Annotated in this window: 24 protein-coding genes; 14 read left to right on the top strand and 10 right to left on the bottom strand. The window is 40.2% G+C overall.

Annotation, left to right across the window (positions count from 1 at the left end; translation table 11 throughout):
* Nucleotides 1-104: 104 nt before the first annotated feature.
* On the bottom strand, nucleotides 105-1499 hold the full coding sequence (locus H5090_RS16670; RefSeq protein WP_024595752.1) for a DEAD/DEAH box helicase: 1395 nt from the start codon (nucleotides 1497-1499) through the stop codon (nucleotides 105-107).
* A gap of 200 nt (nucleotides 1500-1699) precedes the next feature.
* A complete protein-coding gene (locus H5090_RS16665) occupies nucleotides 1700-2539 on the bottom strand; it encodes an isopenicillin N synthase family oxygenase (RefSeq protein ID WP_008172584.1) in 840 nt (279 codons plus the stop codon).
* Between the two features lie 267 nt (nucleotides 2540-2806).
* Here H5090_RS16665 and H5090_RS16660 point away from each other — a divergent pair, with 267 nt between their 5' ends.
* On the top strand, nucleotides 2807-4018 hold the full coding sequence (locus H5090_RS16660; RefSeq protein ID WP_182696253.1) for a bifunctional alpha/beta hydrolase/OsmC family protein: 1212 nt from the start codon (nucleotides 2807-2809) through the stop codon (nucleotides 4016-4018).
* A gap of 51 nt (nucleotides 4019-4069) precedes the next feature.
* Here the strand turns inward: H5090_RS16660 and H5090_RS16655 are convergent, their stop codons facing one another.
* Both H5090_RS16655 and H5090_RS16650 read right to left on the bottom strand, forming a co-directional pair.
* Nucleotides 4070-4588 (bottom strand): hypothetical protein, encoded by a 519-nt coding sequence (locus H5090_RS16655; RefSeq protein WP_182696252.1) that lies wholly within the window; start codon nucleotides 4586-4588, stop codon nucleotides 4070-4072.
* A gap of 12 nt (nucleotides 4589-4600) precedes the next feature.
* Nucleotides 4601-5371, bottom strand: coding sequence for an alpha/beta hydrolase (locus tag H5090_RS16650; RefSeq protein ID WP_182696251.1), 771 nt, complete (start codon nucleotides 5369-5371; stop codon nucleotides 4601-4603).
* 129 nt (nucleotides 5372-5500) lie between these two features.
* Here H5090_RS16650 and H5090_RS16645 point away from each other — a divergent pair, with 129 nt between their 5' ends.
* Nucleotides 5501-5824, top strand: coding sequence for a hypothetical protein (locus H5090_RS16645; RefSeq protein WP_002959968.1), 324 nt, complete (start codon nucleotides 5501-5503; stop codon nucleotides 5822-5824).
* A 71-nt stretch (nucleotides 5825-5895) separates the two neighbouring features.
* Here H5090_RS16645 and H5090_RS16640 read toward each other — a convergent pair whose 3' ends face one another.
* The 3 genes from H5090_RS16640 to aspS form a co-directional block, all read right to left on the bottom strand.
* Nucleotides 5896-6492: a pentapeptide repeat-containing protein gene (locus tag H5090_RS16640; RefSeq protein ID WP_182696250.1), complete on the bottom strand. Its 597-nt coding sequence runs from the start codon at nucleotides 6490-6492 to the stop codon at nucleotides 5896-5898.
* A 14-nt stretch (nucleotides 6493-6506) separates the two neighbouring features.
* Entirely contained in the window at nucleotides 6507-6737 is a 231-nt protein-coding gene (locus H5090_RS16635; protein WP_033028287.1) for a hypothetical protein, read from the bottom strand.
* A gap of 119 nt (nucleotides 6738-6856) precedes the next feature.
* Complete coding sequence (gene aspS / locus H5090_RS16630; protein ID WP_165724192.1) at nucleotides 6857-8635, bottom strand: aspartate--tRNA ligase; 1779 nt, start codon at nucleotides 8633-8635, stop codon at nucleotides 6857-6859.
* A 247-nt stretch (nucleotides 8636-8882) separates the two neighbouring features.
* On the opposite strand from aspS, the gene H5090_RS16625 reads away from it, so the two are divergent.
* From H5090_RS16625 to H5090_RS16600, 6 genes are all read left to right on the top strand, one after another.
* The gene (locus H5090_RS16625; RefSeq protein WP_182696249.1) at nucleotides 8883-9731 is read left to right on the top strand and encodes a DUF72 domain-containing protein; all 849 of its coding nucleotides are present in this window, start codon (nucleotides 8883-8885) and stop codon (nucleotides 9729-9731) included.
* 24 nt (nucleotides 9732-9755) lie between these two features.
* Nucleotides 9756-10256, top strand: coding sequence for a M48 family metallopeptidase (locus H5090_RS16620; protein ID WP_165722927.1), 501 nt, complete (start codon nucleotides 9756-9758; stop codon nucleotides 10254-10256).
* A 197-nt stretch (nucleotides 10257-10453) separates the two neighbouring features.
* Nucleotides 10454-12631 carry a YHYH protein gene (locus tag H5090_RS16615; RefSeq protein WP_182696248.1) on the top strand — a complete coding sequence of 726 codons (2178 nt, stop codon included), beginning with the start codon at nucleotides 10454-10456 and terminating at the stop codon, nucleotides 12629-12631.
* Nucleotides 12632-12643: 12 nt separating this feature from the next.
* A complete protein-coding gene (locus tag H5090_RS16610; RefSeq protein WP_182696247.1) occupies nucleotides 12644-13153 on the top strand; it encodes a hypothetical protein in 510 nt (169 codons plus the stop codon).
* 222 nt (nucleotides 13154-13375) lie between these two features.
* On the top strand, nucleotides 13376-14734 hold the full coding sequence (locus H5090_RS16605; RefSeq protein ID WP_259395119.1) for an ATP-binding protein: 1359 nt from the start codon (nucleotides 13376-13378) through the stop codon (nucleotides 14732-14734).
* A gap of 4 nt (nucleotides 14735-14738) precedes the next feature.
* Nucleotides 14739-15416, top strand: coding sequence for a response regulator (locus tag H5090_RS16600; protein WP_182696246.1), 678 nt, complete (start codon nucleotides 14739-14741; stop codon nucleotides 15414-15416).
* Between the two features lie 152 nt (nucleotides 15417-15568).
* Here H5090_RS16600 and H5090_RS16595 read toward each other — a convergent pair whose 3' ends face one another.
* Nucleotides 15569-16255 carry a DUF3334 family protein gene (locus H5090_RS16595; protein WP_182696245.1) on the bottom strand — a complete coding sequence of 229 codons (687 nt, stop codon included), beginning with the start codon at nucleotides 16253-16255 and terminating at the stop codon, nucleotides 15569-15571.
* A 116-nt stretch (nucleotides 16256-16371) separates the two neighbouring features.
* Here H5090_RS16595 and cmoA point away from each other — a divergent pair, with 116 nt between their 5' ends.
* The 5 genes from cmoA to H5090_RS16570 all read left to right on the top strand — a co-directional run bounded on the left by cmoA (nucleotide 16372) and on the right by H5090_RS16570 (nucleotide 20719).
* Nucleotides 16372-17097, top strand: a complete 726-nt coding sequence (gene cmoA, locus H5090_RS16590) for a carboxy-S-adenosyl-L-methionine synthase CmoA (RefSeq protein ID WP_007378000.1) — start codon at nucleotides 16372-16374, stop codon at nucleotides 17095-17097.
* Between the two features lie 12 nt (nucleotides 17098-17109).
* Complete coding sequence (gene cmoB, locus H5090_RS16585; protein ID WP_138488804.1) at nucleotides 17110-18078, top strand: tRNA 5-methoxyuridine(34)/uridine 5-oxyacetic acid(34) synthase CmoB; 969 nt, start codon at nucleotides 17110-17112, stop codon at nucleotides 18076-18078.
* A 190-nt stretch (nucleotides 18079-18268) separates the two neighbouring features.
* A complete protein-coding gene (purM, locus tag H5090_RS16580; RefSeq protein WP_002959993.1) occupies nucleotides 18269-19321 on the top strand; it encodes a phosphoribosylformylglycinamidine cyclo-ligase in 1053 nt (350 codons plus the stop codon).
* Nucleotides 19321-19968 (top strand): phosphoribosylglycinamide formyltransferase, encoded by a 648-nt coding sequence (purN, locus tag H5090_RS16575; RefSeq protein WP_002959994.1) that lies wholly within the window; start codon nucleotides 19321-19323, stop codon nucleotides 19966-19968. Before purM ends, purN begins: the two co-directional genes overlap by 1 nt.
* Nucleotides 19922-20719 (top strand): DUF3108 domain-containing protein, encoded by a 798-nt coding sequence (locus tag H5090_RS16570; RefSeq protein ID WP_404936237.1) that lies wholly within the window; start codon nucleotides 19922-19924, stop codon nucleotides 20717-20719. Before purN ends, H5090_RS16570 begins: the two co-directional genes overlap by 47 nt.
* Nucleotides 20720-20777: 58 nt before the next feature.
* On the opposite strand, the gene H5090_RS16565 is transcribed toward H5090_RS16570, so the two are convergent.
* Nucleotides 20778-21542 (bottom strand): class II glutamine amidotransferase, encoded by a 765-nt coding sequence (locus H5090_RS16565; protein WP_165724201.1) that lies wholly within the window; start codon nucleotides 21540-21542, stop codon nucleotides 20778-20780.
* Between the two features lie 323 nt (nucleotides 21543-21865).
* On the opposite strand from H5090_RS16565, the gene fadE reads away from it, so the two are divergent.
* A complete protein-coding gene (gene fadE / locus H5090_RS16560; RefSeq protein ID WP_182696244.1) occupies nucleotides 21866-24322 on the top strand; it encodes an acyl-CoA dehydrogenase FadE in 2457 nt (818 codons plus the stop codon).
* 432 nt (nucleotides 24323-24754) lie between these two features.
* Here fadE and H5090_RS20685 read toward each other — a convergent pair.
* Nucleotides 24755-24972, bottom strand: a 218-nt coding sequence (locus H5090_RS20685) for a hypothetical protein (protein WP_220490802.1), incomplete at its 5' end; no start/stop codon positions are given.

Genomic DNA, 24972 nt, shown 5'->3' with positions numbered 1-24972 from the left:
AAAACGCGCTGCTTCTATTTAATTAAAGAAGGGAGCGCGTTTTTTGTATCTGCCTTTAACTAAATTCTAAATTAATTAAACGCTAGTGCAATCACTAATAATGATTAATCGTTATTGGTGCGACGACGGCGTTGGCCATTACCGCCAACAGATTCACGCTTTGCCCATGGGTTTTGCGCGCTGTCATCTGTTTTAGCAGCTGGCTTTTTAGAACCACCACGGCGTGGGCCGGTACCATTACCACCATTGTTCGGCTTTTTGCTGTTAGGCTTGCTGCTATCAGATTTAGGCTTATTAAAAGGCTGCTTTTTCTTAGGCTTTTTTGCCGGCAGTGGGCGAGCATCTAATGCGCGTTCAGCTACTGGGTTAATAGGCTCAAAACCGTCTTCCTCAGCACGTGGAATAAGCTCACCAATAAAGCGTTCAATACCGTATAAATCAACAGCATCATCAACCGTTACAAACGAAATCGCATGACCCGACGCACCAGCACGGCCTGTACGGCCAATACGATGAACATAATCTTCATATACGTTTGGTAAGTCGTAGTTAACAACATGCGGTAATTCAACAATGTCTAAACCACGTGCAACAATGTCTGTTGCTACTAATACGCGTACTTCACCACTTTTAAAACCATCAAGTGCTTTAACACGTGCGCCTTGTGATTTATTACCATGGATAGCCGCGCCTACAATGTCATCGCGTTCAAGTTGTTTAACTAAGCGGTTAGCACCGTGCTTTGTACGGCTAAACACTAATACTTGTTGCCAATCGTTAGTGCGAATTAAGTGGCTTAGCAATGCTGTTTTACGTGTTTTATCTACCGCGTAAACGCACTGAGTAACACTTTTCGCTGTGGTATTTTTTGCAGCAACTGAAATTTCAACTGGGTCATTAATTAACCCTTTTGCTAATGCACGAATTTCATCTGAAAATGTAGCCGAAAACATCAAGTTTTGACGTTTAGCAGGCATTTTAGCAATTAAGCGTTTAATGTCGTGAATAAAGCCCATGTCTAACATACGGTCAGCTTCATCGAGTACAAGCACTTCAACGCTATCAAATTTAACTGCATTTTGATTATGTAAGTCGATTAAACGACCCGGCGTTGCGACTAAAATATCAACACCTTTACGAAGACGCTGCATTTGTGGGTTAATTTTAACGCCACCGTAAACTACAAATGAGCTCACATCAGAATGCTTAGCGTACTCTTCAACGTTTTCGCTTACTTGCAAAGCAAGTTCACGTGTAGGCGTTAAAATAAGCGCACGTACGTGATTGCTTTTAGCTTTAGGACCCGACGACAAGCGCTCAATAAGTGGTAATGTAAAACCCGCTGTTTTACCTGTACCTGTTTGCGCTGCTGCCATAACGTCACGGCGTTCAATAATTGCAGGAATTGCTTGAGCCTGAATCGGCGTTGGCGTTTCATAGCCCTTTTCTAAAACCGCATTAACCAAAGACTGTGATAAACCTAAACCTTCAAAACTCATATAAACTCTCTTTTAAATAAGGCTACATTAGCCAGTTGCGCGCATTATACCTGTAGTAGCTAAGAATGCATGCCATTATTTACGTTGCAGGCAATTGAGCATAGTTTATTAAAATTAAACCTGTGATCAAGTTGCTTAAAAATGCAAAAAACGGCCATAGGCCGTTTTTTGTTTATACTTAATTACTCTAAGTATTAGAGTTACTTAACACCTAACTCACGCAAACGTTCTTGCAAGTAGCTATCTGCCGTGTAGCGCTCTGAAAGCACAACATCTGGATGCGGGTGTAAAAATAACGGTAATGAAATACGCGATTTAGTAGATGCTTTACCCGTTGGGTTAATTACACGGTGAATTGTCGATGGGAAATACCCGCCCGACGCTTCTTGTAGCATGTCGCCGATATTAATAATTAAGCTGCCAAAATCACATGGCACGTCTAACCAACCGCCATCTGTTTTTTGAACTTGTAAACCTGGCTCATTAGAAGCTGGTAATACAGTCAATAAATTAATATCGCCATGGGCTGCTGCGCGAATAGCACCAGGCTCTTCATCACCCGTCATTGGTGGATAATGTAGGATACGTAACAATGTTTGCTCAGAATCGGCAATCATGTCTTTTAAATCAATTGAAAACTTAGCACGTACATCAGCTGGTGCTTCAGCCTGAACCCAGCTTAACAATGTGCCAGCAAATTCACTTGCTAAACGGTAGTATTCACGTACATCAGCTTCAAGCTGGGCAGGAACGCGACCTTTAGGGTACACATGAAAGTACTCTTTAATGTCTTTTATTGTAAAGCCTTTCGCTACTTCTGATACTGAAGGCGGAAAGTAACCGTCTTGAGTTTCTTTAGAGAATAAAAAGTCGTGCTTTTGCTCTGAGTTAAAAAAGTCTTGCCAATTTTTGTAAATAGACTCAACTAAAGACTGTGGGATTGGGTGGTTTTTTAAAACACCAAATCCAGTATTTCTTAACGATTCAACAAATTGTGCAGCCGCATCGGGAGCTTTATAATCAACAGTAGGTAATTGCATTGTACGTTCCAGTGAATAGGTTGTGTGAAGTGAGTTGCTTTTAATAGTGCTAAATTACTTATATAAAGTAGCAAAGCCTTCATTATAGCGCTATGCGAGGATAGACAAATGACCTCAAAAACATAAGGACATATGTCCGCAAGGCATAGTCACTGTCACTTTGTTTGATCAAGATCAACTAATAAAAAAACGTTGAATTTGCAAGGTTTAGTAACTATCTCTGGTTTATTATTAGAATATATTTTATTTGTGTAAATAAGGCTCCCCATGCGACAAAAAGTATCTTTTAAAAGCGGCGATTTAGAACTTGCCGGCCAACTTGAACTTCCCTCTGGTGACGTTAAGTTTTACGCGCTATTTGCACACTGCTTCACATGCGGAAAAGACATAGCAGCAGCTACACGTATAAGCCGTGCACTTACGCAACAAGGCATAGCTGTACTGCGTTTCGACTTTACCGGTTTAGGCAATAGCGATGGCGACTTTGCTAACAGTAACTTTTCATCGAACATTCAAGATTTAGTTTCAGCGGCTGATCATCTGCGTGAGCACTTTGCAGCGCCGCAATTACTCATTGGCCACAGTTTAGGCGGCGCTGCGGTACTGGCTGCTGCTGAGCACATTCCTGAAGTATCGGCCATTACAACTATTGGTGCACCGTCAGATGCGCAGCACGTAGCGCATAACTTTGAAGCACATCTTGATGAAATTAACGCAGCAGGTGAAGCTAAAGTAAACTTAGCTGGTCGTGAATTTACCATTAAAAAGCAATTTATTGACGATATAGCCAAGTACGATAAAAGCCACATTAGTAAGCTTAAGCGCGCATTATTAGTAATGCACTCCCCTATTGATGCAACTGTAAATATTAGCGAAGCCGAAAAAATTTACGCATCAGCTAAGCATCCTAAAAGTTTTATTAGCCTAGATAACGCCGATCACTTACTTACTAATAAAAACGATGCCGACTACGCTGCAGAAATTATTGCAACGTGGGCTAATCGCTACGTTAAATATGACAAAACAAAATACGCCGCAAGCCTAACGGGTGGCAATGTACTTGTTGAAGAAAAAGATCATGTATTTACTCAGCACGTAAGCACCAAAGATCATACTTGGCTTGCCGATGAGCCAATAAAGGTAGGCGGTAAAAACTTAGGCCCCGATCCGTATCATCACTTATTAGCGGGGCTTGGTGCCTGTACGACAATGACACTGCGCATGTACGCTACACGTAAAAACTTAGCGCTAGAGCATGTCAAAGTAGAACTTGATCACACTCGAGATTACAACCAAGATTGCGACGATTGCGAGCAAACCGGTAACCTAGAAGCCATTACCCGTAAAATCACTTTAATCGGTGATTTAACACAAGAGCAGCGCCAGCGTTTACTCGAAATAGCCGACAAATGTCCTGTGCATAAAACACTACATAACAATCCTGTTATTGTAAGTGAATTGGTAGAGTACCTACCATAAAAGTAATATAGCGCAGCTAACACTGCGCTATGCTTTTAAATATAAGATTGATTAAAATTTATTAAAAAATTGTATAGCTTCAATATTAACCAAAGCTGTAGGATCACACGTATACTCAAATTCTTCCATCTGCTCAGTACTGTGCTTATTCGGTGATGAGAGAATTGCGGACTCTGGGGCATAAGCTTTTAAGAGAACACCTCCTGATTCAATTGCGTTTAGACCACTACCAAACATCTCTGCAACACTTTGCAAAGGAGTCCAACAGAAACCAATCTTATTTTGATCATATAAAAATTGGCACTCACCACGATATAGTACCAATGCTTTCCCGGTGTATTTTGGAAGAGTCAACTTTAAGACACTGAGTAAGAGTTTATCATTTGAAAGCTTACGCCTTAATTGCCCTCCGTTCTCAGTCCAAATAAGATGAATTTTATCTTTTTGAATATGTAACTCGTCATATGATCTTAATATAAATTTAAAAGCTTCTGTCCAAATTGAACCTTTGAGATCACAAGTATAAATGCCAGCTACAAATTTACGACCTACTTGCTCATATAATTCCATTGTTACTCGTTCCTAAAGCTTATTACTATCTAAAAATCCCTCTACTTCTTTACTCATTCTATCCACCAGCCATTTTGGCCCGCCATCGTACATATCGTTATGACGCGATTTTTCTATTAGTGTTTGTGTAACAGGAAACTTATCCAGCTCTGAATCGTTTAACAGCACATTCGCATCAGCTGGGTAATCACTACCACGAAGCGTAAGTACGCGAATGTTTTTATTGCGTGGAATCAACATGCGGCGATGATCGAGAGTAATAATTTGGCTTACTTCATTAGGGTAAATAGAGCCGTATAACGCCGAAATATCCCCGCCGTTTGAGTGCCCAAATAAGGCGAGCTTTGTAAAGTCGTACGCTGGGTATTTACTCGATAGCTCATTAACTAAAAACTTAAGCGTTACTACGCCACGGTGCCAGTTTTCCATGCGAGTTGTTAAGTAAGGCTGCTCACGGTTTAAGTAAGGGTCACTTTTTAGCTCATGTGCAACGGCTATTGTTAAATATCCACGCTGATTAAACGCATTACTGGCAAACGTATACCCGTTATGGCTAATCCCATAACCTGCGTTAATGAACGCTACAGGGCATTTTACTTGTTCAGTGCACTTAGCATTGTTACTTGGTAGTGTGATATTGATAGGAATAGTGCGATTGCGGCTTTCATCGGTTATAACGTCGTCGTTTGCATAGCTTGTTGCGCTTATTGCTGATGTGCTTATAACTGATGCACTTAGAGCTAGTGCGCTTAACATAAAAAGCTTTTTAAGTGTTTTTTGCATATTTAAACTCATATAAATTATTGTTTTTAATTAAAAATAATTTTTACTTTATAGGTTTGCATTCTCTATTGTCAAACTATGCGATAATAGCCGCCATTGTTTAAATATATTTAGTAAAAGATCCAATAAATGAAATCATACAATAGCATTCAAGAACGCATAGAAATTTTAGAAGACAAACTAACGGCAATACATGACGAAATCGAAACACTAAAAACCCCTGCTAAAAACAACAATGAACGTATTATTTTTAAGTTTATTGAAACAGGCAGCACAGGTAAAACGAAGGATTTTGTTCGTGAGTTAGGTATTAAATCACCACGTGACGGTTTGTTTTCATCAGGAGACGTTACAAAACTAATTAAAGATGGCGCTGAAGATATTTCACCAGCGTTATTAGAAATCGCAAGACAGCTTGCCAGTGCACGTAATAAAAATGGCCCTAGCCGTTAATTACGAAGTCACGCAGTATCTAGAAGCCCAGCTAAGCTGTCGCTTCTAGTTAGTAATCATATTAAACTAAATTAATCACAAAGCTCTATATTAAGGCTGGTAAGCAAATTAAGTGCTTCGAAGCGATCAAACTTAGCATTCGCTAAAATATTATTATTCAAATCTATATTAAACGCTGTCGCACCTACAAAATCACATTTTGTTAAGTTAGTTTGAAAAAACTCACTATCGCGAAAATCTGTTCCTGTAAATTCACTACCGCTTAAATCAGCATGTCTAAAATCAACATTTTTGGCAAAGCAGTGTGTTAGTTTGAGAGCTTTGAGGGTTAATTCAAAAAAAGAACTATTACTGAGCTCGCAATAATTAAAACTCACCGGTGCGTTAAAACTAAGCGCTGGCCAATCTACGTCAGTCCATTGCAGACTATTTAATTTACAGTGGCTAAAACTTACATCTTCAAGCGAGCTGTAGTTCCATTTAAGTGACGATAAATTACAGTTTTTAAAGTTGCACTGTATAAATCGGCAATTTTTAAACTGCCCGCCTGAAAAGTCGCAATCGGTAAATGTGCACTCTTCAAACTCAGAATTTTCAGTTAGTTGCTCTTCGCGCTTTAAAGCATTAAATTGCTCGTCGAAGTAGTGATTATTATTTGAAATTGACACTATTAACCTAGTTTTTAATGGGCATAGACGCTATTTTTAGGTAAATCTTTTTTAAGCGCAAGCACTGCAATAAAAATCAAAGCAAATAGTGGAAATAGCGCTAAACAGCCACCCACAAAAGCTAAAACCCCCGGCATAGTACTTTTACGCTTACCTATTTTGTAGCTAATTACAGCAAAAATAGGAATACTCAGCACAATAAAAAAAACTAAAAATTCACCAAGTAAGGTGGCATTGATCGACATAATAATTCCTTTTTCGTCTATTCGATTAAAATACATGTTGCTGTAAATTTAACCACAAAAAAACCCTTAAGCATATAACTTAAGGGTTTTTAAATTTAGCTCAATAAGCTAAACAAAAATTACTCTTCGCTAGGTATCGATTTTTCAACAACACTAATTGCAAGCTCAGCTAACGAATCCATATTAGGCTTACTAGGCGCGTTAGTTAATAAACACGACGCTTGTGTTGTTTTAGGGAAAGCAATAACGTCACGAATGTTATCGGTACCACATAAAAGCATTGCTAAACGGTCAAGACCAAATGCTAAACCAGCATGTGGTGGTGTACCGTATTTAAGTGCATCAAGTAAAAAGCCAAACTTGTCTTGTTGCTCTTGCTCGTTAATACCTAAAATTCTAAATGCAGTTTCTTGCATATCTGCATTATGAATACGTACCGAACCGCCACCCACTTCGTAGCCGTTTAATACCATGTCGTAGGCATCTGAAATAGCCGCAGCTGGATTTGCTTCAAGCTCACTTGCAGTGATATCTTTTGGTGCAGTGAATGGATGATGCACAGCATGTAATGTGCCTTCGTCATCTTCTTCAAACATTGGGAAGTCTACAACCCAAAGTGGTGCCCAACTATTAAGGTTAGTGATTTCTAAGTCAACACCAATCTTAACGCGCAGTGCGCCCATTGCTTCATTTACTGTATTGCGCTTATCGGCACCGAATAAAATAATATCGCCAGACTGTGCATTAGTACGCTCAAGTAATTTTGTGATTACGTCTTCGCTTAAAAACTTAGCCACTGGTGATTGAACACCTTCAGCGCCTGCAGTGTGGTCATTTACTTTCATCCACGCCATGCCTTTAGCGCCGTAAATACCAATAAACTTAGTGTAATCGTCAAGCTGTTTACGAGAAAGCTTAGCGCCACCCGGTACAGTTAATACAGCAACACGACCTTTTTCGTCGTTAGCTGGACCTGAGAAAACATTAAACTCTACGTCTTTAACTAAATCTGCAACATCAACTAACTTCATTGGGTTACGTAAATCAGGCTTATCAGAACCGTAAAGGCTCATTGCCTCGCTGTAAGGCATGATTGGAAAATCGCCTAAATCAACGTTTAACAATGTTTGCCACATCTCGCGGATCATTTTTTCAGTCATACCACGTACTTGATCAGAGCTCATGAACGAGGTTTCTATATCTATTTGGGTAAATTCTGGTTGACGATCGGCACGTAAATCTTCATCACGGAAACATTTAACAATTTGGTAGTAACGGTCGAAACCCGACATCATCAACAATTGCTTAAATAACTGTGGAGACTGTGGTAAAGCGTAAAAACTACCTTTATGAACGCGGCTTGGCACTAAGTAATCGCGTGCGCCTTCTGGCGTTGCTTTAGTAAGTACAGGTGTTTCGATGTCTAAAAAGCCGTTTTCATCTAAAAAGCGACGAACAAAGCTGCTTGCTTTAGCACGTAATTTAATACGGTCACTCATTTCTAGACGACGTAGGTCTAAGTAACGGTATTTTAAACGACGCTCTTCTGAGTTTACTTGGTTAAAATCAAGTGGAAGCGGTTCAGAGCGGTTAATAATTGTAAGCTCAGTACCTAAAACTTCAATTTCACCTGTTGCCATATCTTTATTTACTTGGCTATCAGGGCGTGCACGTACAGTACCTTTTAGCTGAACACAAAATTCTTGGCGAAGTGTGTTAGCTGAACTCATTAACTCTTCAATGTCAGAGTCGAATACAACTTGTACTAAACCTTCTCTATCGCGTAAATCGACAAAGATAAGTCCACCAAGGTCACGTCGTTTGTTGATCCAGCCACATAGTTCAACTTCTTGATCTACGTGAGTTTTATTTAGCTGTCCGCAATATATAGAGCGCATAGTTTTCCTGTCAGATAAAAGGCTTAAACGGTTATATTTATTTGTTTTAAGGCGTGTGATTTAAAAAACAGGTCACCACAATACAAATAAAGCCGCTAGCAATCTAAAAATAATCAAATTAAGCCCTGCATTATACTCAACTAACATTAAGATGCTAGGGCGTGTGCCGCTTTTGCCCCTGAATTTACAGCAGCTCGTTTTGTTATTTGCTACACTATCGCCACTTTATAATAAGGCGCTAGTTTGTATGTTATATATTGGATGCCCGCAGTGGTCGAGTAATGCATGGAAAGGCAATTTATTTTCAAGCCAATGTAAAAACGCCGATATGCTTAGCCAATACGCCCAGCATTTTAACTCAGTTGAAGGCAATACCAGCTTTTACGCTGACCCATCGCCAAGTACCGTATTGCGCTGGGCAAACAGCGTACCCGATGATTTTAAATTTACGTTTAAGTTTAATCGTCGCTTTAGCCACGAGCTGCACCTAACTAATGTTCAAACCGAGCTCACTGATTGGCTTAACTTGTTCTCCCCTATTTTAGAAAAAACCGGGCAAATCATGCTGCAATTACCTAAAGCATTTGGCCCTGGTGACTTACCCAAGCTAGCCCAATTTATTAGCCTGTTACCAAAAGAGGTTAATTACGGTGTAGAGGTACGTCATACTGCGTTTTTTCAAAAGGGTGAAGCCGAAATTGCGCTTAACCAATTATTAATGGCAAATAACATAAATCGTATATCGATGGATACTCGCGCCCTATTTGCGGTAAAACCAACAACCGAAGCGCTAATAGATGCACAGCAAAAAAAGCCCCACTTACCGGTACATGCAATAGCTACTGGCTCAGAGCCTATGGCGCGCTTTGTAATAGCCGATTTACAAAACGACTATAAACCCTTTTATAAACCGTGGCTAAGTAAAGTAAAACAATGGCTTGATGAAGGAAAAACCCCTTATGTGTTTTTTCATACGGCAGATAACCGAGAAGCGCCATTATTAACAAGGCAGTTTTGCAAAGACCTTGGTTATAATCACAAAGCATTAAACCCATTTACTGGCGAAAAAGAAGCCCACCAGCCAGCACTTTTCTAAAAGTAAAACGACAGAGAAATAATAATGAGTGAATACGCACGTTACTTTACCGGCTACCCAGCTAACATTGTTGAGCAAGTATTAAGCCTTATAAATAACAAAAAGGTATGTGACTACTTACTTAAAAAGTATCCGCAAGCACATACCATTACTAGCGATAAATTACTTTATAACTACGCAACCGAGCTTAAAAAACAGTATTTAAAAAATGCACCACCGTTTGGTCGCGCTGCTTTTAAAAAGCAAGGCGACATGGTCACCAACGCACTCGGTACACATACGTATCGAATGCAAGGTAAAACCCGTAAACACGATTTAGCGATAAACAGCGACTTGCTCCGCGCTCCCGAGCCGTTATTAAAAGCGTTAGTGGTACATGAGCTCGCCCACTTTAAAGAAAAAGACCACAACAAAGGTTTTTATCAACTTTGCTGCCATATGGAGCCGAGTTATCACCAGCTAGAGTTAGATTTAAGAATTTTTTGTGTGGTCGTCGCAATGGGTGAAAATCCTTATTTAAAATAAGGATTTTAGCGTTATTTAACTGAGTGAAAATAAAGCCCATGCTTAAGTTAATGTTTCCTTCCATACCCAGTCTTTTATCCCCGTAAGCAGCTCACAACTTAACGCCAGCCCTTAATAAAAAAAGTTTAAAACTACATAATTGCCCTACATTTGAGAACTACACTCTTAAAAGTTAATTTAATCTTTGGAGTTTTTAAATGATGAAAAATACCCATGCCATTTTACTCAGTGCCCTGTGCTGCTTAACCTTAAGTGCCTGCAACGAGCAAAACAGCCAATCACTTGAACAATCAAACCTCAATGATTTTACTCTAACCAGCTCAAAAGTAAGTGATGGCGTTAATTTGCCTATTACTTATACATGCGATGGGCAAAGCATTAGCCCCCCACTTAACTGGAGTGGAGCACCTAAGGCAACCAAATATTATGCGTTAATTATGGATCATAAAGCGCCAGAGGGAATGCATTGGTATTGGACCATGTACAATATTGCCGCCGATAAAACACAAATTAAAGCGGGCGAAACCCTCGGTGAAGTAGGCTCTAATAGCGTAAACGATTTAAACCAATACGCGCCGCCTTGCTCTAAAGGTCCAGGTGAAAAAAGCTATACTTATACTGTGTACGCGTTATCTGCACCGGTTACCTTTAATAGCGAGACAAAGGTAGATCGCTCAGCATTACTCGCTGCTGTAAAAGATATTACGCTCGATACTGCAAGTATGACGGTTAAATACTCGCGAAGCGCCAGTAGCGCCGAGCACAAATCTAATACAAGACCAAATGAGCAACCAAAGCCTGATAAATCATATTTAACCGCTAACGTAAAATCACCTCGTTGCGATGCTATTAAACAATCAGTGAGTAATGCAGGGTTTGATAAAAGCGTATCTGTTACGTGCGATGAACAATATGCTTATATTGTCTCATCTACTTATCCTGATCATGAAGTAATGACTGGTATTACAGGTACTAACGAGCAAATACCCGTTCCAGCAAAAGACTACGTAGCACCTATAAAGCTAAATCCTAAAAAAGCAAAAACAATAACAACAATTGATGCAGCCGTAGGTGTTGCCGTTAACGGCGTACCAATATACGACTATTCTTCGCAAGGTGAGTTGGACGTAAATAGCTACGATGAAAAACACGACACTTTAGCACTCGGACAGTTAGATATATGTGGCGGACACGCAGGACGAGGTGATGACTACCATTATCATGTATCGCCAACGTGTATGATTGACACAATGAAAAACCAAACAAGCGATGCCATTATTGGTTGGGCTTACGATGGTTACCCGCTGTATGGCAGTAAAAACCCAGACGGCAGTGCAATTGCCAAAGGTGACCTTGATGTATGTAACGGACAAACCGACGACACATTTGGCTATCGCTACCAAACATCAGCTACGCCGCCGTATATTATTCAGTGCTTAGTTGGTGAAGTAGATACCGCAAAATTACCAAGAGTGTCACCACTTAGTGGCGATATTCAAGGTATAAGAGCCGACTTGCGCCCGCCACAAGGAGGCGTTGAAAACCTAACGCACACAATCTCTGAAAACGGCAGCCGTACAATGAGCTACTCATACAAAGGCGAGAACTACTTTACTACCTACAGCCCTGCATCACAGGGAAAAGACTGCTATAGCTTTAAACAAAAAACTATCAGTAATGGTGGCAAAGTTCAAACAGGTACATTTTGTAGAGGTCCGCAACCAAATCACCTTACTCCAACAGTCACTAAGCAAAATACAAATCCTGCCATTACGGGTAAGCATAACTTAAAGCTAGAAGCATGGGCTGATAACTGGTTTACAGCCTACATAGGCGAGCAGTTACTTGTTGAAGATTCTGTGCCTATAACTACAGAGCGTTCATTTAATGCCGAAAGTATTACGTTTTCTGCAAACTACCCTATTGAGCTTAATTTAATAATTAAAGACTTTAAGCAAAACGACACTGGGCTTGAATACATCGGCGCTAAAAATCAGCAAATGGGTGATGGCGGTTTTATTATGCAACTTACCGACACCGATACAAATAAAGTAGTTGCCGTAAGCGATAAAAGCTTTAAATGCGAAATACTGCACAAAGCGCCGCTCAACAAATTATGCGAAAGCGAATCAAACCCTGTCGCGGGCGAAGGCGTTTGTACGTTTATGTCAAAAGAAGCACCAACTAACTGGCTGCAAAGTAACTTTGATAACGCAAACTGGGCTAATGCAGTAGAGCACAACTTTGCCGATGTAGGACCAAAAGACGGTTACGACGATATTAACTGGGATGAAAATGCAAAATTAATATGGGGCGAAGACTTAGAAACCGACAACACCCTTATTTGTAAAGCAATTATTGAGCAACCTCAATAAAAGGTAGTAATTATGTATTTTTTAAAAAAATTAAAATGGCTAATGCTCGCGTGTATTTTAACAAGTATGAGCGCTCAAGTGAGCGCCCATGTATTAAAAAACACAACAGCCCAAGTAATTTTAAGAGACGGGCAAGTTGAGGTTAAAGTATTAACTAATGCTGAGCACTTAATTTCAGCGCTGCAAAGCGAGCAAGCATGGCTTATGGGCGATATTGATAAGCTTATGCCTACAAACTTAAGTGCAGAGCAACAAGAAGAGTTTGCAAAAAATGCACTTAAACAAAAAACGAGCTTACGTGTAAATCAGCAAGCTATCGTGTTTGAACGCGTCACTTTTACCACCAGCAACAACAACGAAGCGCACGACCTAGAAATTGTTTTTCAAGCGAAGCACACATTTACAACAGTAGATGAGCTTGCCATATCGTTCCCTAAAAGTTTAGGTGCAGTTCACGCAAGCTTTGTAAAACCACAATATAAGTTACTGGGTGCTGGCGATACCGCAAAAATAAAGTTCTAGTCCAAATATCAACATACCTAAAAAGCTTACTTAAAAAGGATTTTAGTAAGCAACTCCCTAAATACGCTAATTGTAGGCACATAATCAATATGCAATACTGCTTGGTACGTTAACGTCATGATTTTTACTATTTGCCAATCAGTGAAATTAATACATAAATTCTTTTTAGCTTTTTTTATCACTAATATCGCCCTTGTTGGACTTATGTTTGTGTTTATATACATGACCTTTTCGTCAGGTTTTAACGACTTTGTTGAACAAGAAGAAACAAAGCATGTCGCAATGGTTAAGCATCAACTTATTGAGCTTTATAGCGAATTAGGCAGTTGGCAACCCATTACGCAAAACACGCAATTATGGCGCTCTATTGTAGAGCCACAAAAAAAGCCAGGCGAGCCTAAAACGAATAAACACACAAGCACCCCACCCAAACCAAATAGCAGCAATGCAACGCCCTCTTTATTGTGGGTACACTTACCTGCAGGTTCCCTTAAAACAGGGCAACGTATAAGTTTGTATGATCAAAATAAAAAGGTTGTTGTTGGTAGAGCTAATTTAAACGACAACCCACATATAGAGCCTATTTTATTAAACAATAACGTTATAGGCTGGATAGGTTTAGTCCCTTCAAAACTTGTACAAAGTAGCCCAGCAGAAGCCTTTTTAGCAGCGCAATTTCATAACTATTTTATGATCACGTTACTCGTTATTGTGCTCGCATTTATTATGGCTATTGTGTTATCTCGCCATTTAATAAAACCAATAAAGCAAATAGTGACTGGCACCGATGAGTTAACAAAAGGAAATTTTGCCAGCAGAATAATTCCCTCTAGTAAAGATGAGCTAGGTACCCTATCCAACAACTTTAATGCCTTAGCCCACACGCTTGAGCAAAACCAACAAATGCGGTTTCAATGGGTGTCAGACACATCCCACGAATTAAGAACCCCACTTACCGTACTACGCTCGCATTTACTAGCCGTTCAAGATGGCGTATTTACAGCCGACACAAAGCGCATTAATTTACTCATAAACCAAGTAGATAACTTAAGCCACATTGTTGACGACCTAGCCCAACTAGCACAAACAGATAGCGTTAATTTAACCTATAACAATGCGCGCATTGATTTAATCACTATTTTTGAGCAATCAATTGAAAACTACACCGCTCGCTTTAAAGAGCATGAATTAAATGTAGATAGCAAAAGCTTAACCAAAGCCGGCAAATGTATAATAAATGGTGATAAAGAACGCCTTATACAATTATTTTCAAACCTGTTAGAAAATACCTGCAGATACACGCATAAAGGTGGGCAAGTAATAATACTTGCCCACAAAAGACCCAATAACATTGAGCTTATTTTACAAGATTCAGCCCCAAGTGTTTTACCAAACGACTTACAAAAATTGTTTGAGCGTTTTTATCGCGTTGAAAAATCTAGAAGCCGAGAGCACGGCGGCTCGGGCTTAGGACTTGCACTTTGCAAACAAATAGTAGAGGCACATGGCGGTCAAATATCGTTGCACAACTCACCACTCGGTGGGCTAGAGGTAAAAATAACGCTGACACTTTTAGGTTAAAATAATGGCATCACAAAAAATACTTATCGTTGAAGACGAAGAAAACATTGCCGAGGTACTTATTGCCTACGCTAAGCAACAAAATTACGAAACTGAGCACTTTAATAGTGGCAAAGGTGTAGTTAGTTTTGTAAAACAAAACGCAGTAGATTTAATACTTCTTGATTTAATGTTGCCAGATGTTGATGGCATAGAGCTATGTAAGCAAATTAGAGCCTTTTCAAGTGTGCCTATTATTATGCTTACCGCAAAAAGTGAGGAAATAGACCGCTTGCAGGGTTTAGAGATCGGCGCCGATGACTACATATGCAAACCCTTCAGCCCCAAAGAAGTTGTAGCACGCATAAAAGCCGTACTAAGAAGGACCAGCCAGCCTAAAACCAACATCATTAATCATAATAATTTCCAATTACACAAAGACGATTACGAAGCACGCCTAAACGACAAAAGTATTGGCTTTACCGCCATCGAGTTTAAAATATTTTTATTATTTATAAGCCACGTAGGGCGTGTTTTTACCCGCGAAGATATTATTAATAACGTATACAGCGACACAACCGACATATCCGATCGCAACATAGATACACATATTAAAAATATACGAAAAAAGATTAACGACATTCAAGCAGGGCTAAACCCAATAGCAGCGGTTTATAGTGTGGGCTATAAATTTAAAGAGTAGGTTTACTTATTCAAATAAAGCTAACATGACGCAAAAGCGCGATATAAATCGCGCTTTTATTTTAATCACTAACCTGAACACTCATAACTAAAGATTAATAGCTGAGCAGTCGTTGGGTTTCGTTTCACTCAACCCAACCTACGTAAATAGACTTAAAGCCCTAGGCCTGCCATAAAATCATCATCGCCATCATCTTGTTCTACTGCGGTAGATGCTTTTTCTTTGTCCGCTTTTTTACGTGCTTCGTTTTCAATTATGTCATCTGGGTCGAGTGCTTCTGCAATATCAAAGTCGTGTAATTTAATGAACTCTGTTTTATCCATCGCTAATTCCAAGTAAAAGATATTTTGCTTACTTGTGGTGAATGTTACGCGGCGGGCTTGCGGGCGATCCATCGTGGTATCTACCGATATTTGCACTTGCTTGTTTATTGCCATCATTTTTGGCTGGTTTTGCGTAATAGACGTATGTAATTGCTCACGCACTTTAGACGTAAAGTCGCCAACAATTTGATTCATCAACTCGCCTAGTACGTTTGATACGTCGTCTGATAAATGGCTATGCGCTATTTCATCTTCTGGCATTCCCATATTGCGCATGTAATCGCCATAAATTTCCATCGCCGCTTGCGAAGTAAAGTTGGTAATTACGAGCCCTGTAAAACCGCCGTCAAATAAAACAAAGCAACCAATATCTGGTCGCATACATGTACGTGTTATTTTTTGCACCATGGCTGAGTAGCTAATACCATTACCGCTGGCTGATGTGAGTACACCTGTCACTGAATGACAAAGGGTTGCTAATATATCGTCTGTGCTGATGACCTTACTTTTGCTCATTTAATCTTCTCTTTTGTACTTATTATTCATAATTCTAGTCAAGCTACTGAATTTATCACTGACTATCCAGTATAAAATGTTAAAATAGCGCCATTATTTACAAAGAGACTGCCTTCGTGACCATAAAAGACAGTATTTATGCCTCTGAGCAACAAGTAAAAGATTTTAGCTTTGACCAAAATGTAGTCGAAGTTTTTCCAGATATGATCCAGCGCTCTGTACCTGGCTACGCCACCATTGTAAGCACTATGGGTAAACTTGCGGGTGAATACGCACAAAGTAACTCAAATCTTTATGATTTAGGCTGCTCACTGGGCGCAGTCACGCTTAGCATGCGCCGTAACATTCGCACCGATAACTGCCATATAATAGCGGTAGATAACTCTCAAGCTATGGTTGAGCGTTGTAAGGTGCACTTACAAGGTTTTAAATCGGATGTGCCGGTTACTGTTACTTTGGGCGATATTAACGAGCTTGAGATTCAAAACGCCTCAGTAGTAGCAATGAACTTTACACTGCAATTTATTCCACATGCGCAGCGCCAAGCCGTGCTTGAAAAAATATACGCTAATTTAAAGCCTGGTGGTGTATTGCTGCTAAGCGAAAAAATTAAAGCCGAAAACGAGCAATGCGATAACCTATTAATTGATTTGCACCACGACTTTAAACGTCACAATGGCTACTCAGAGCTTGAAATAAGCCAAAAACGTACCGCCATCGAAAACGTTATGCGCCCAGATACACTAAGCGCTCACTTTACTCGCTTACAAGATATTGGTTTTAGCCAAACTCAAGTGTGGTATCAATGTTTTAATTTTTGCTCAATGGTAGCAATTAAATAAAGAGAGTCATCCATGTCTCAATGGTTTAACCAATTTTACGCATCTATCGCACAAAGCCCACTTAGTCACTGGCTAGAAACCCTCCCTGCTCAATTAAAACATTGGCAAAACGAGGCTAGCCATGGTGATTTGCCTAAATGGCAAAAAGTACTTAAAAACTTGCCTGAGGTGGCAACTTCCCATGTTGATATTTCTACAAAGGTAGAAATTGGCGCGCCAGGAGAGATGAGTGATGGCGAGCAAAAGCAAGCCATGCATTTATTAAAACGCATGATGCCATGGCGCAAAGGCCCATTTAGTGTGCACGGTATTGAAATAGATACAGAGTGGCGCAGTGATTGGAAGTGGGACCGCCTGCTTCCTCATATTGAGCCATTAAAAGGCCGCACTGTTTTAGATATTGGTTGTGGCTCAGGGTATCATTTATGGCGTATGCGCGGTGAAGGCGCAGAGTTTGTCGTGGGTATTGATCCATCTGATTTATTTTTATGTCAGTTTCAGGCAATTAAACACTACAACCCAGATGAAAACGTACACTTACTGCCACTAGGCGTAGAAGCATTACCCGAGCTTAAAGCGTTTGATACGGTTTTTTCTATGGGTGTACTTTATCATCGTCGCTCACCTATCGACTTTTTAGCGCAGTTAAAAGCGCAGCTTCGCCCAGGCGGCGAACTCGTACTTGAAACCCTAGTAATTGAAGGCGACGAAAACACGGTATTAGTCCCAACCGACCGCTACGCTAAAATGCGCAACGTTTGGTTTATTCCAAGTACTGCAGCATTAAAGCTGTGGATGGAACGCGTTGGCTTTAAAGATGTGCAAATAAAAGATTGCGCTATTACCACGCTTGAAGAGCAACGTAAAACCGACTGGATGGAAAACGAATCGTTAATCGACTTTTTAGATCCAAACGATACAAGTAAAACAATTGAAGGCTACCCCGCTCCACTTCGAGCCATATTAACCGCAAAAGCATAGCTGTTAATTTAACGCCTTTAATACTAAAAAAACGCCTACGGGCGTTTTTTTGTTTATTTAAACAACAAACAGCGGACAAGTGTCCTTGTTAATTATTTCAAAATTACATTTACGCTAGCCGCGACCTTGCAATTGTTGTAAAATACGCGCGTTTCTAAGCAACCCAAAACAACTATTTTGAGGAAAACCTGTGAGCGAACAAAAACAGTCTCTAAGCTATAAAGACGCGGGCGTAGATATCGACGCTGGTAATGCACTTGTTGAGCGTATTAAAGGCGTAGTTAAAAAAACTCGTCGTCCTGAAGTAATGGGCGGAATTGGTGGTTTTGGCGCACTTTGCGAAATTCCTGAAGGCTACAAGCAACCAGTATTAGTTGCAGGCACAGATGGTGTTGGTACTAAACTACGTTTAGCAATCGACTTAAAAAAACACGATACGGTTGGTATTGATTTAGTTGCAATGTGTGTAAACGACTTAATTGTTCAAGGTGCTGAACCCCTGTTTTTTCTAGATTACTATGCAACTGGTAAACTAGATGTAGACACAGCAGCTGACGTAGTGACAGGTATTGGCAAAGGTTGTGAAATTTCAGGTTGTGCCCTAATTGGTGGCGAAACAGCTGAAATGCCAGGTATGTATGATGGTGAAGACTACGACATGGCAGGCTTTTGTACAGGCGTTGTAGAAAAATCAAAAATTATTGATGGCACAAAAGTAGCAGCAGGCGATCAGCTTATTGCACTTGCTTCAAGCGGTCCTCATTCAAATGGCTTCTCTTTAATTCGTAAAGTACTTGAAGTGTCAAAAGCTGATACCAGCGCTGACTTTGAAGGTAAAACATTAGGCGAAACTCTACTTGAGCCTACGCGTATTTACGTAAAACCTTTACTTGAGTTATTCAAAAACGTTGACGTACATGCGCTTTCGCATATTACTGGCGGCGGTTTTTGGGAAAACATTCCACGCGTATTACCCGCTTCAGCAAAAGCTGTAGTTAAAGGTGATAGCTGGCAGTGGCCACCAATTTTTAATTGGTTACAAGAAAACGGCAACATTACTACACACGAAATGTACCGTACATTTAACTGTGGTGTAGGCATGGTTTTAGTAGTCCCTGCTGACAAACTTGAGCAAAGCTTAACAATGCTAAAAGACTTGGGCGAAAATGCATGGCACCTTGGTGAAATTCAAGATGCAGCAGCTGGCGAAGAGCAAGTTGAAATTGTAGGTGGTGCTAAGTAATGGCACCGACTCGTCTGGTAGTTTTAATCTCAGGTAGTGGCTCTAATTTACAAGCCATCATAGATGCCTGCGAACGTGGCGAGATAAACGGGCATATAGCGGCTGTTATTAGTAATAAAGCAGACGCTTATGGCCTAGAGCGTGCAAAACAAGCAGGTATTGCTACAAAAGTGCTCAGTCATAAAGATTTTGACTCGCGCGAAGCGTACGATGCGCAATTAATGAACGTTATCGACTCTTTTATGCCAAATCTAGTTGTATTAGCTGGGTTTATGCGTATTCTTACTCCTGGCTTAGTGCAAAAATATGTTGGAAAAATGTTGAACATTCATCCATCTTTGTTGCCTAAGTATCAGGGGCTGAATACCCACCAAAGAGCAATTGATGCAAAAGACGATGTTCATGGCGTAAGTGTTCACTTTGTTACTGAAGAATTAGACGGCGGTCCCGTTATTCTTCAGGCGCAAATACCTGTACTCAAGGATGATACAGCAGAAACATTAGCAAAACGCGTGCATGAGCAAGAGCATATAATTTATCCTTTGGTGGTCAAGTGGTTCAGTGAACACAGACTTACTATGGAAGCAGATTATGCAGTTCTTGACAAAAAACAACTTCCTGCACACGGCGCGCACTACCCACAATAAAAAAATAAGTGCCCTGTTATTATGTGCGGGCGCTTTACTTCCAACTAGCCTAATTGCAGGCGAATTGACCCAGTATCAAGCTAATTACGATATTTTACGCAAAGGTAAAAATCATGGTGAGGCTGTTCGTGAGCTCAAAAAAACGGGCGACGATACTTATGAACTTACATACCACAGCAATATTGAGTGGATGATTTTCTCTGACTCTCGTGAAGAAACATCAAAGTTTACCTTCAAAGATGGCAAGGTTACCCCGCATCATTACAACATGATTCGTACAGGGACAGGCCCAGATAAAGATTACAAAATTGATTTTGATACAACAAACAAAGTAGTGACTAGCAGCGCTAGTGAATACCCACTTAAATGCGAATGGACTGATGAATTTCAGGATGCTATTTCGTACCAAGTGCAAGTGCGCGAAGGATTGAAAAAAGGCGAAACAAGCTTTTCATTCCCCCTTATTGATAAAAAAGGTAACCGCCGCGACTACAACTTTGAAGTTGTTGAAAAAGAGATGATCTCCTTACCTATCGGTAATGTAGAAGCCATTAAAGTGAAGCGTTTATACGATAACGATAAACGCCAAGCAATTGCATGGTTCGCGCCAGAAATGGATTACATGCTGGTACGTATGTGGAAAGGCGAAAAAGGTATGGAGCAGTTTGAAGTTCAAATGAATTCATTTACTGTTACTGCGCCTACAGCTGTTGCGCCTGCTACAGCACAACAACCTCAAGAAGCTAACTAAATTTAATTAAACCAAAGTTAAGTTAAGTTAAGTTAAGTTAGTATTTAAAATAGGTGGGCTAAATTAGCTCACCCATTTTAAACAATGCAAATTCCCCAGGCTCCATTTTTTGCCAGCGCTCATCATTCGTCAAAGGCCTTGTAGCTATAACTGTTACTACATCGTTTGGTGTGGTCTCTTGTTGAAAATCAACCACCATGTCGGCATCAATCAACGTTGCTTTACCAAATGGCGCACGGCGCGTTATGTAGTGTAAGTTATTAGTGCAATACGCTAAAACAAACACCCCATCGGTCAATAACATATTAAACACGCCTTTTTCACGTAGCGTATGCGAAAGCTTAGCCGCATATCTAAAAACCGACGCCATATTACTTGGTCGCTGCGGGTACTTTTCACGAATTTTGTCAAGCAACCAGCAAAATGCCAACTCGCTATCGGTATTACCCACAGGTCGATAATATTCAGGTTTTAAATCATGATAATTTGAAAGCTGCCCGTTATGAGCATAGGTTATTTCACGCCCCCACAACTCACGAGTAAACGGATGAGTATTTTCAAGACATACCCGACCTCGATTACCTTGGCGAATGTGGCTAATAACCGAGACACTTTTAATGGGGTATGCTTTAACGAGCTTTGCAATTTCAGATTGATAACTCGGCTCAGGATCTTTAAAGGTTCTACAGCCTTTACCTTCGTAAAATGTAATACCCCAACCATCTTTATGAGGACCTGTATTACCACCACGCTCTAAAAGGCCTGAAAAACTAAAACAAATATCGGTAGGCACATTGGCTGACATGCCAAGTAATTCACACATTAATAAAATAACCCTTAAAAACCATACATTAAAATAAATAGCGAATATTTGTGTATTAAGCGTACACTAAATTGCAGCCCGCTATAACGGCTATACTTACTTAAAAAATGTCATTTTGCTATTAGATTTATTTATTTTTACGTTAACACTACTTACGGTTAATGCTTTGACTATACGGTAGTTATTGTGCGTTCCTCTGTCGGGTAATTAAATATCGTATTTAAGTTACTTTCTACTACAATTTAACATCGTTATGTACTTGAAAATTACTGTTACTAGCGCTACTCTAAGTGAGGTGGTCTGACCTCTATTAAGGAATAAAAATGACACTCATATTTACACTGGTTCTAATCGCGTTGCTTTGCGCTGCGGTTTACCACAGAGCAAGTTGGAACACAGCACTTGGTGTTTCGGCTATAACTTTATTAATTGGTACCTTTGCGGGTGCTTTTGGTTTAATTAGCTGGTTGATCTTTTTGATCATCGCGGTTCCTCTTTCTGTTACTGGCCTTCGTCAGCAATATATCATCAAGCCTATTTTTGCTACGTTTAAAAAAGTAACGCCAAGCATGTCTGATACTGAAAAATCAGCTATTGATGCCGGTACGACGTGGTGGGAAGCTGACTTATTTTGCGGTAACCCAGATTGGAAAAAACTTCACCAATACCCAGTTCCTAAACTTACTATTGAAGAGCAAGCCTTTGTTGATGGCCCTGTTGAAGTAGTATGTAGCATGTTGGACGATTGGGAAGCAACGCACGAACTAACCGACCTTCCTCAAGATGTATGGCAATATCTAAAAGATAATAAATTCTTTGCCATGATCATCAAAAAAGAATACGGCGGTTTAGAGTTTTCTGCATTTGCACAGTCTTGTGTACTTCAAAAACTAACAAGTAAATCAACATTACTTTCGTCAATTGTTGGTGTACCAAACTCTTTAGGCCCAGGTGAATTATTACAACACTATGGTACAAAAGAGCAAAAAGATCATTACTTACCGCGCCTAGCGAGCGGTCAAGAAATTCCATGTTTTGCATTAACTTCGCCAGAAGCGGGTTCTGATGCAAGCTCAATTCCAGACTACGGTGTGGTATGTAAAGGGCAATGGAATGGTGAGGAAGTTGTGGGTGTTAGTTTAACGTGGAATAAGCGTTACATTACACTTGCCCCAGTGGCTACCGTACTTGGTCTTGCGTTTAAGTTACAAGATCCAGATGGGCTAATTGGCGACAATAAAGAGCCAGGCATTACCTGTGCACTTATTCCAACGGACACTCCTGGAGTTGAAATTGGTCGTCGACATTTCCCGCTTAACGTACCATTTCAAAATGGTCCTACTCGCGGTAAAGATATTTTCGTACCACTTGATTATATTATTGGTGGTCCAGATATGGCTGGTCAAGGCTGGCGTATGCTGGTTGAGTGTTTATCGGTTGGTCGTGCAATTACATTGCCGTCAAATTCTGCCGGTGGCATTAAAATGATTGCCGTTGCAACGGGTGCGTATAGCCGCATTCGTCGTCAGTTCCGTTTACCTATTGGTAAAATGGAAGGTGTTGAAGAGTCACTAGCAAAACTTGCTGGTTACGCTTACAGCTCTGATGCTGCTGTTAGTATGTCTACGGGTGCGGTTGATTTAGGCGAAAAGCCATCGGTAGTTTCTGCCATTATTAAATACCACCTGACAGAGCAAATGCGTGATGCAACTATTCATGCAATGGATGTACTTGGCGGTAAGGGCATCATGCTTGGGCCAAATAACTATTTAGGTCGTGGCTACCAAGGTGCACCTATTGCCATTACCGTTGAAGGTGCAAACATCTTGACCCGTAATATGATTATTTATGGTCAAGGTGCAATTCGCTGTCATCCATTTGTACTTACCGAACTAGGTGCGTGCGAAATTGAAGACCGTGAAGAAGCGCTTAACGTATTTGATAAAGCGCTAATGGGTCACATTGGTTTTACTATGTCGAACCTTGTACGTACTAAATGGCTTGCACTTACCGGCGCTCGTTTTACAAGTGTGCCGTACAACGACGAAACCGCTGAGTTTTACCGTATAGCGTCACGCTTTAGTGCATCACTTGCTCTTATGTCAGACATTAGCATGGCAGTATTTGGTGGCTCACTAAAACGTAAAGAACGTATTTCAGCACGTTTAGGTGACTTACTTAGTTACTTATACTTAGTGTCTGCAACGCTTAAGCGTTACAACGACGAAGGCCGTAAAAAAGAAGATTTTGCTCTAGTAAAATGGAGTTGCCAAGATCACCTTTATCATTGCCAACGCGCACTTGCTGATTTAATTAATAACATGCCTTCGGCTCCACTACGTGCCGTGTTAAAAGTATTGTTATTCCCGTTTGGTCGCCCGGTTCGTAAACCAACTGACCAACTTGAGCATAAACTTGCGCAACTACTACAAGTACCTAGTGAAACGCGTAACCGTTTAGCAAGCTACGTATACTTAAAAAATGAGCCGCTTAACCTTGTGGGTCGTCAAGAGCAAACGCTTAAAGACATCTTAGACGTTGAGCCATTATTTGAAAGAGTATGTAAAGAGAAAGGCCTTAAACTGCCATTCTTCCAGCTTGATAAAGTAGCGCAAATGGGACTTGAAGCAGGCATTTTAAGCCAAGCAGAGGCTGATAAACTAGCTGCTGTTGAGCAATCTCGTTTAGATGTTATTAACGTTGATGACTTCGACCCTGCTGACTTACTTGCAGGAAAAGCCGCACGTAATAGCGTTAAAAAAGAAGCTGATGCTGCTTAACTAAGCTAAGCATTTACAGACCAAAAGCCAGCATATAACGTGCTGGCTTTTTTGTGCACAATAAAAAGTTTTAACAACGTGATGGAGTAGTTTAATTCGTTAGATTGTTTAAATAATTATACAGCTTGGTATAACAGGCAGCTCTAACATCTAACCAACCCTAAAAGCTCTGTATTGATTAAATACCCCTAATTCACCTCTATACTCCTGTAAAAACTTAAACCCTCTCAAGAGCTCTACAAGTACAACACTATAAAGTTAATGACTATACCAATTAGCAATAATACTTAGAGCCTGCCTAGCAGTGTTAAAAATCTCTGATATACGACTGCATAGATGCAGGAGATAGATCAATGCAGGATCATTTGCCGAAAACAACTGAATAACGAATTATTCCTTATTATCGACATGCTTTTCTTACGTCAAAATAGATTACTTAATTAAGCGAATTGGGGTTAAACCTGGCGTTAAGTTAACTACGGTAAAAGTTTCAAAGTTACGAAAGAAGGGATACAGCGCAATGCACAAGCACTTAACCAGAGCATCGGCAGATTGATATAGGTATTGATACGGATAATAAGGAATATAAGCAGGTTCGTACAAGGAATGTGTTTGATAGCTGATAGCTGATAGCTGATAGCTGATAGCTG

The organism is Pseudoalteromonas sp. SR43-5 (assembly GCF_014163835.1).
GTDB lineage: Bacteria > Pseudomonadota > Gammaproteobacteria > Enterobacterales > Alteromonadaceae > Pseudoalteromonas > Pseudoalteromonas distincta.
Note: the sequence above shows the minus strand (reverse complement) of the source record. Positions and strands in the feature narration are given on the sequence as shown.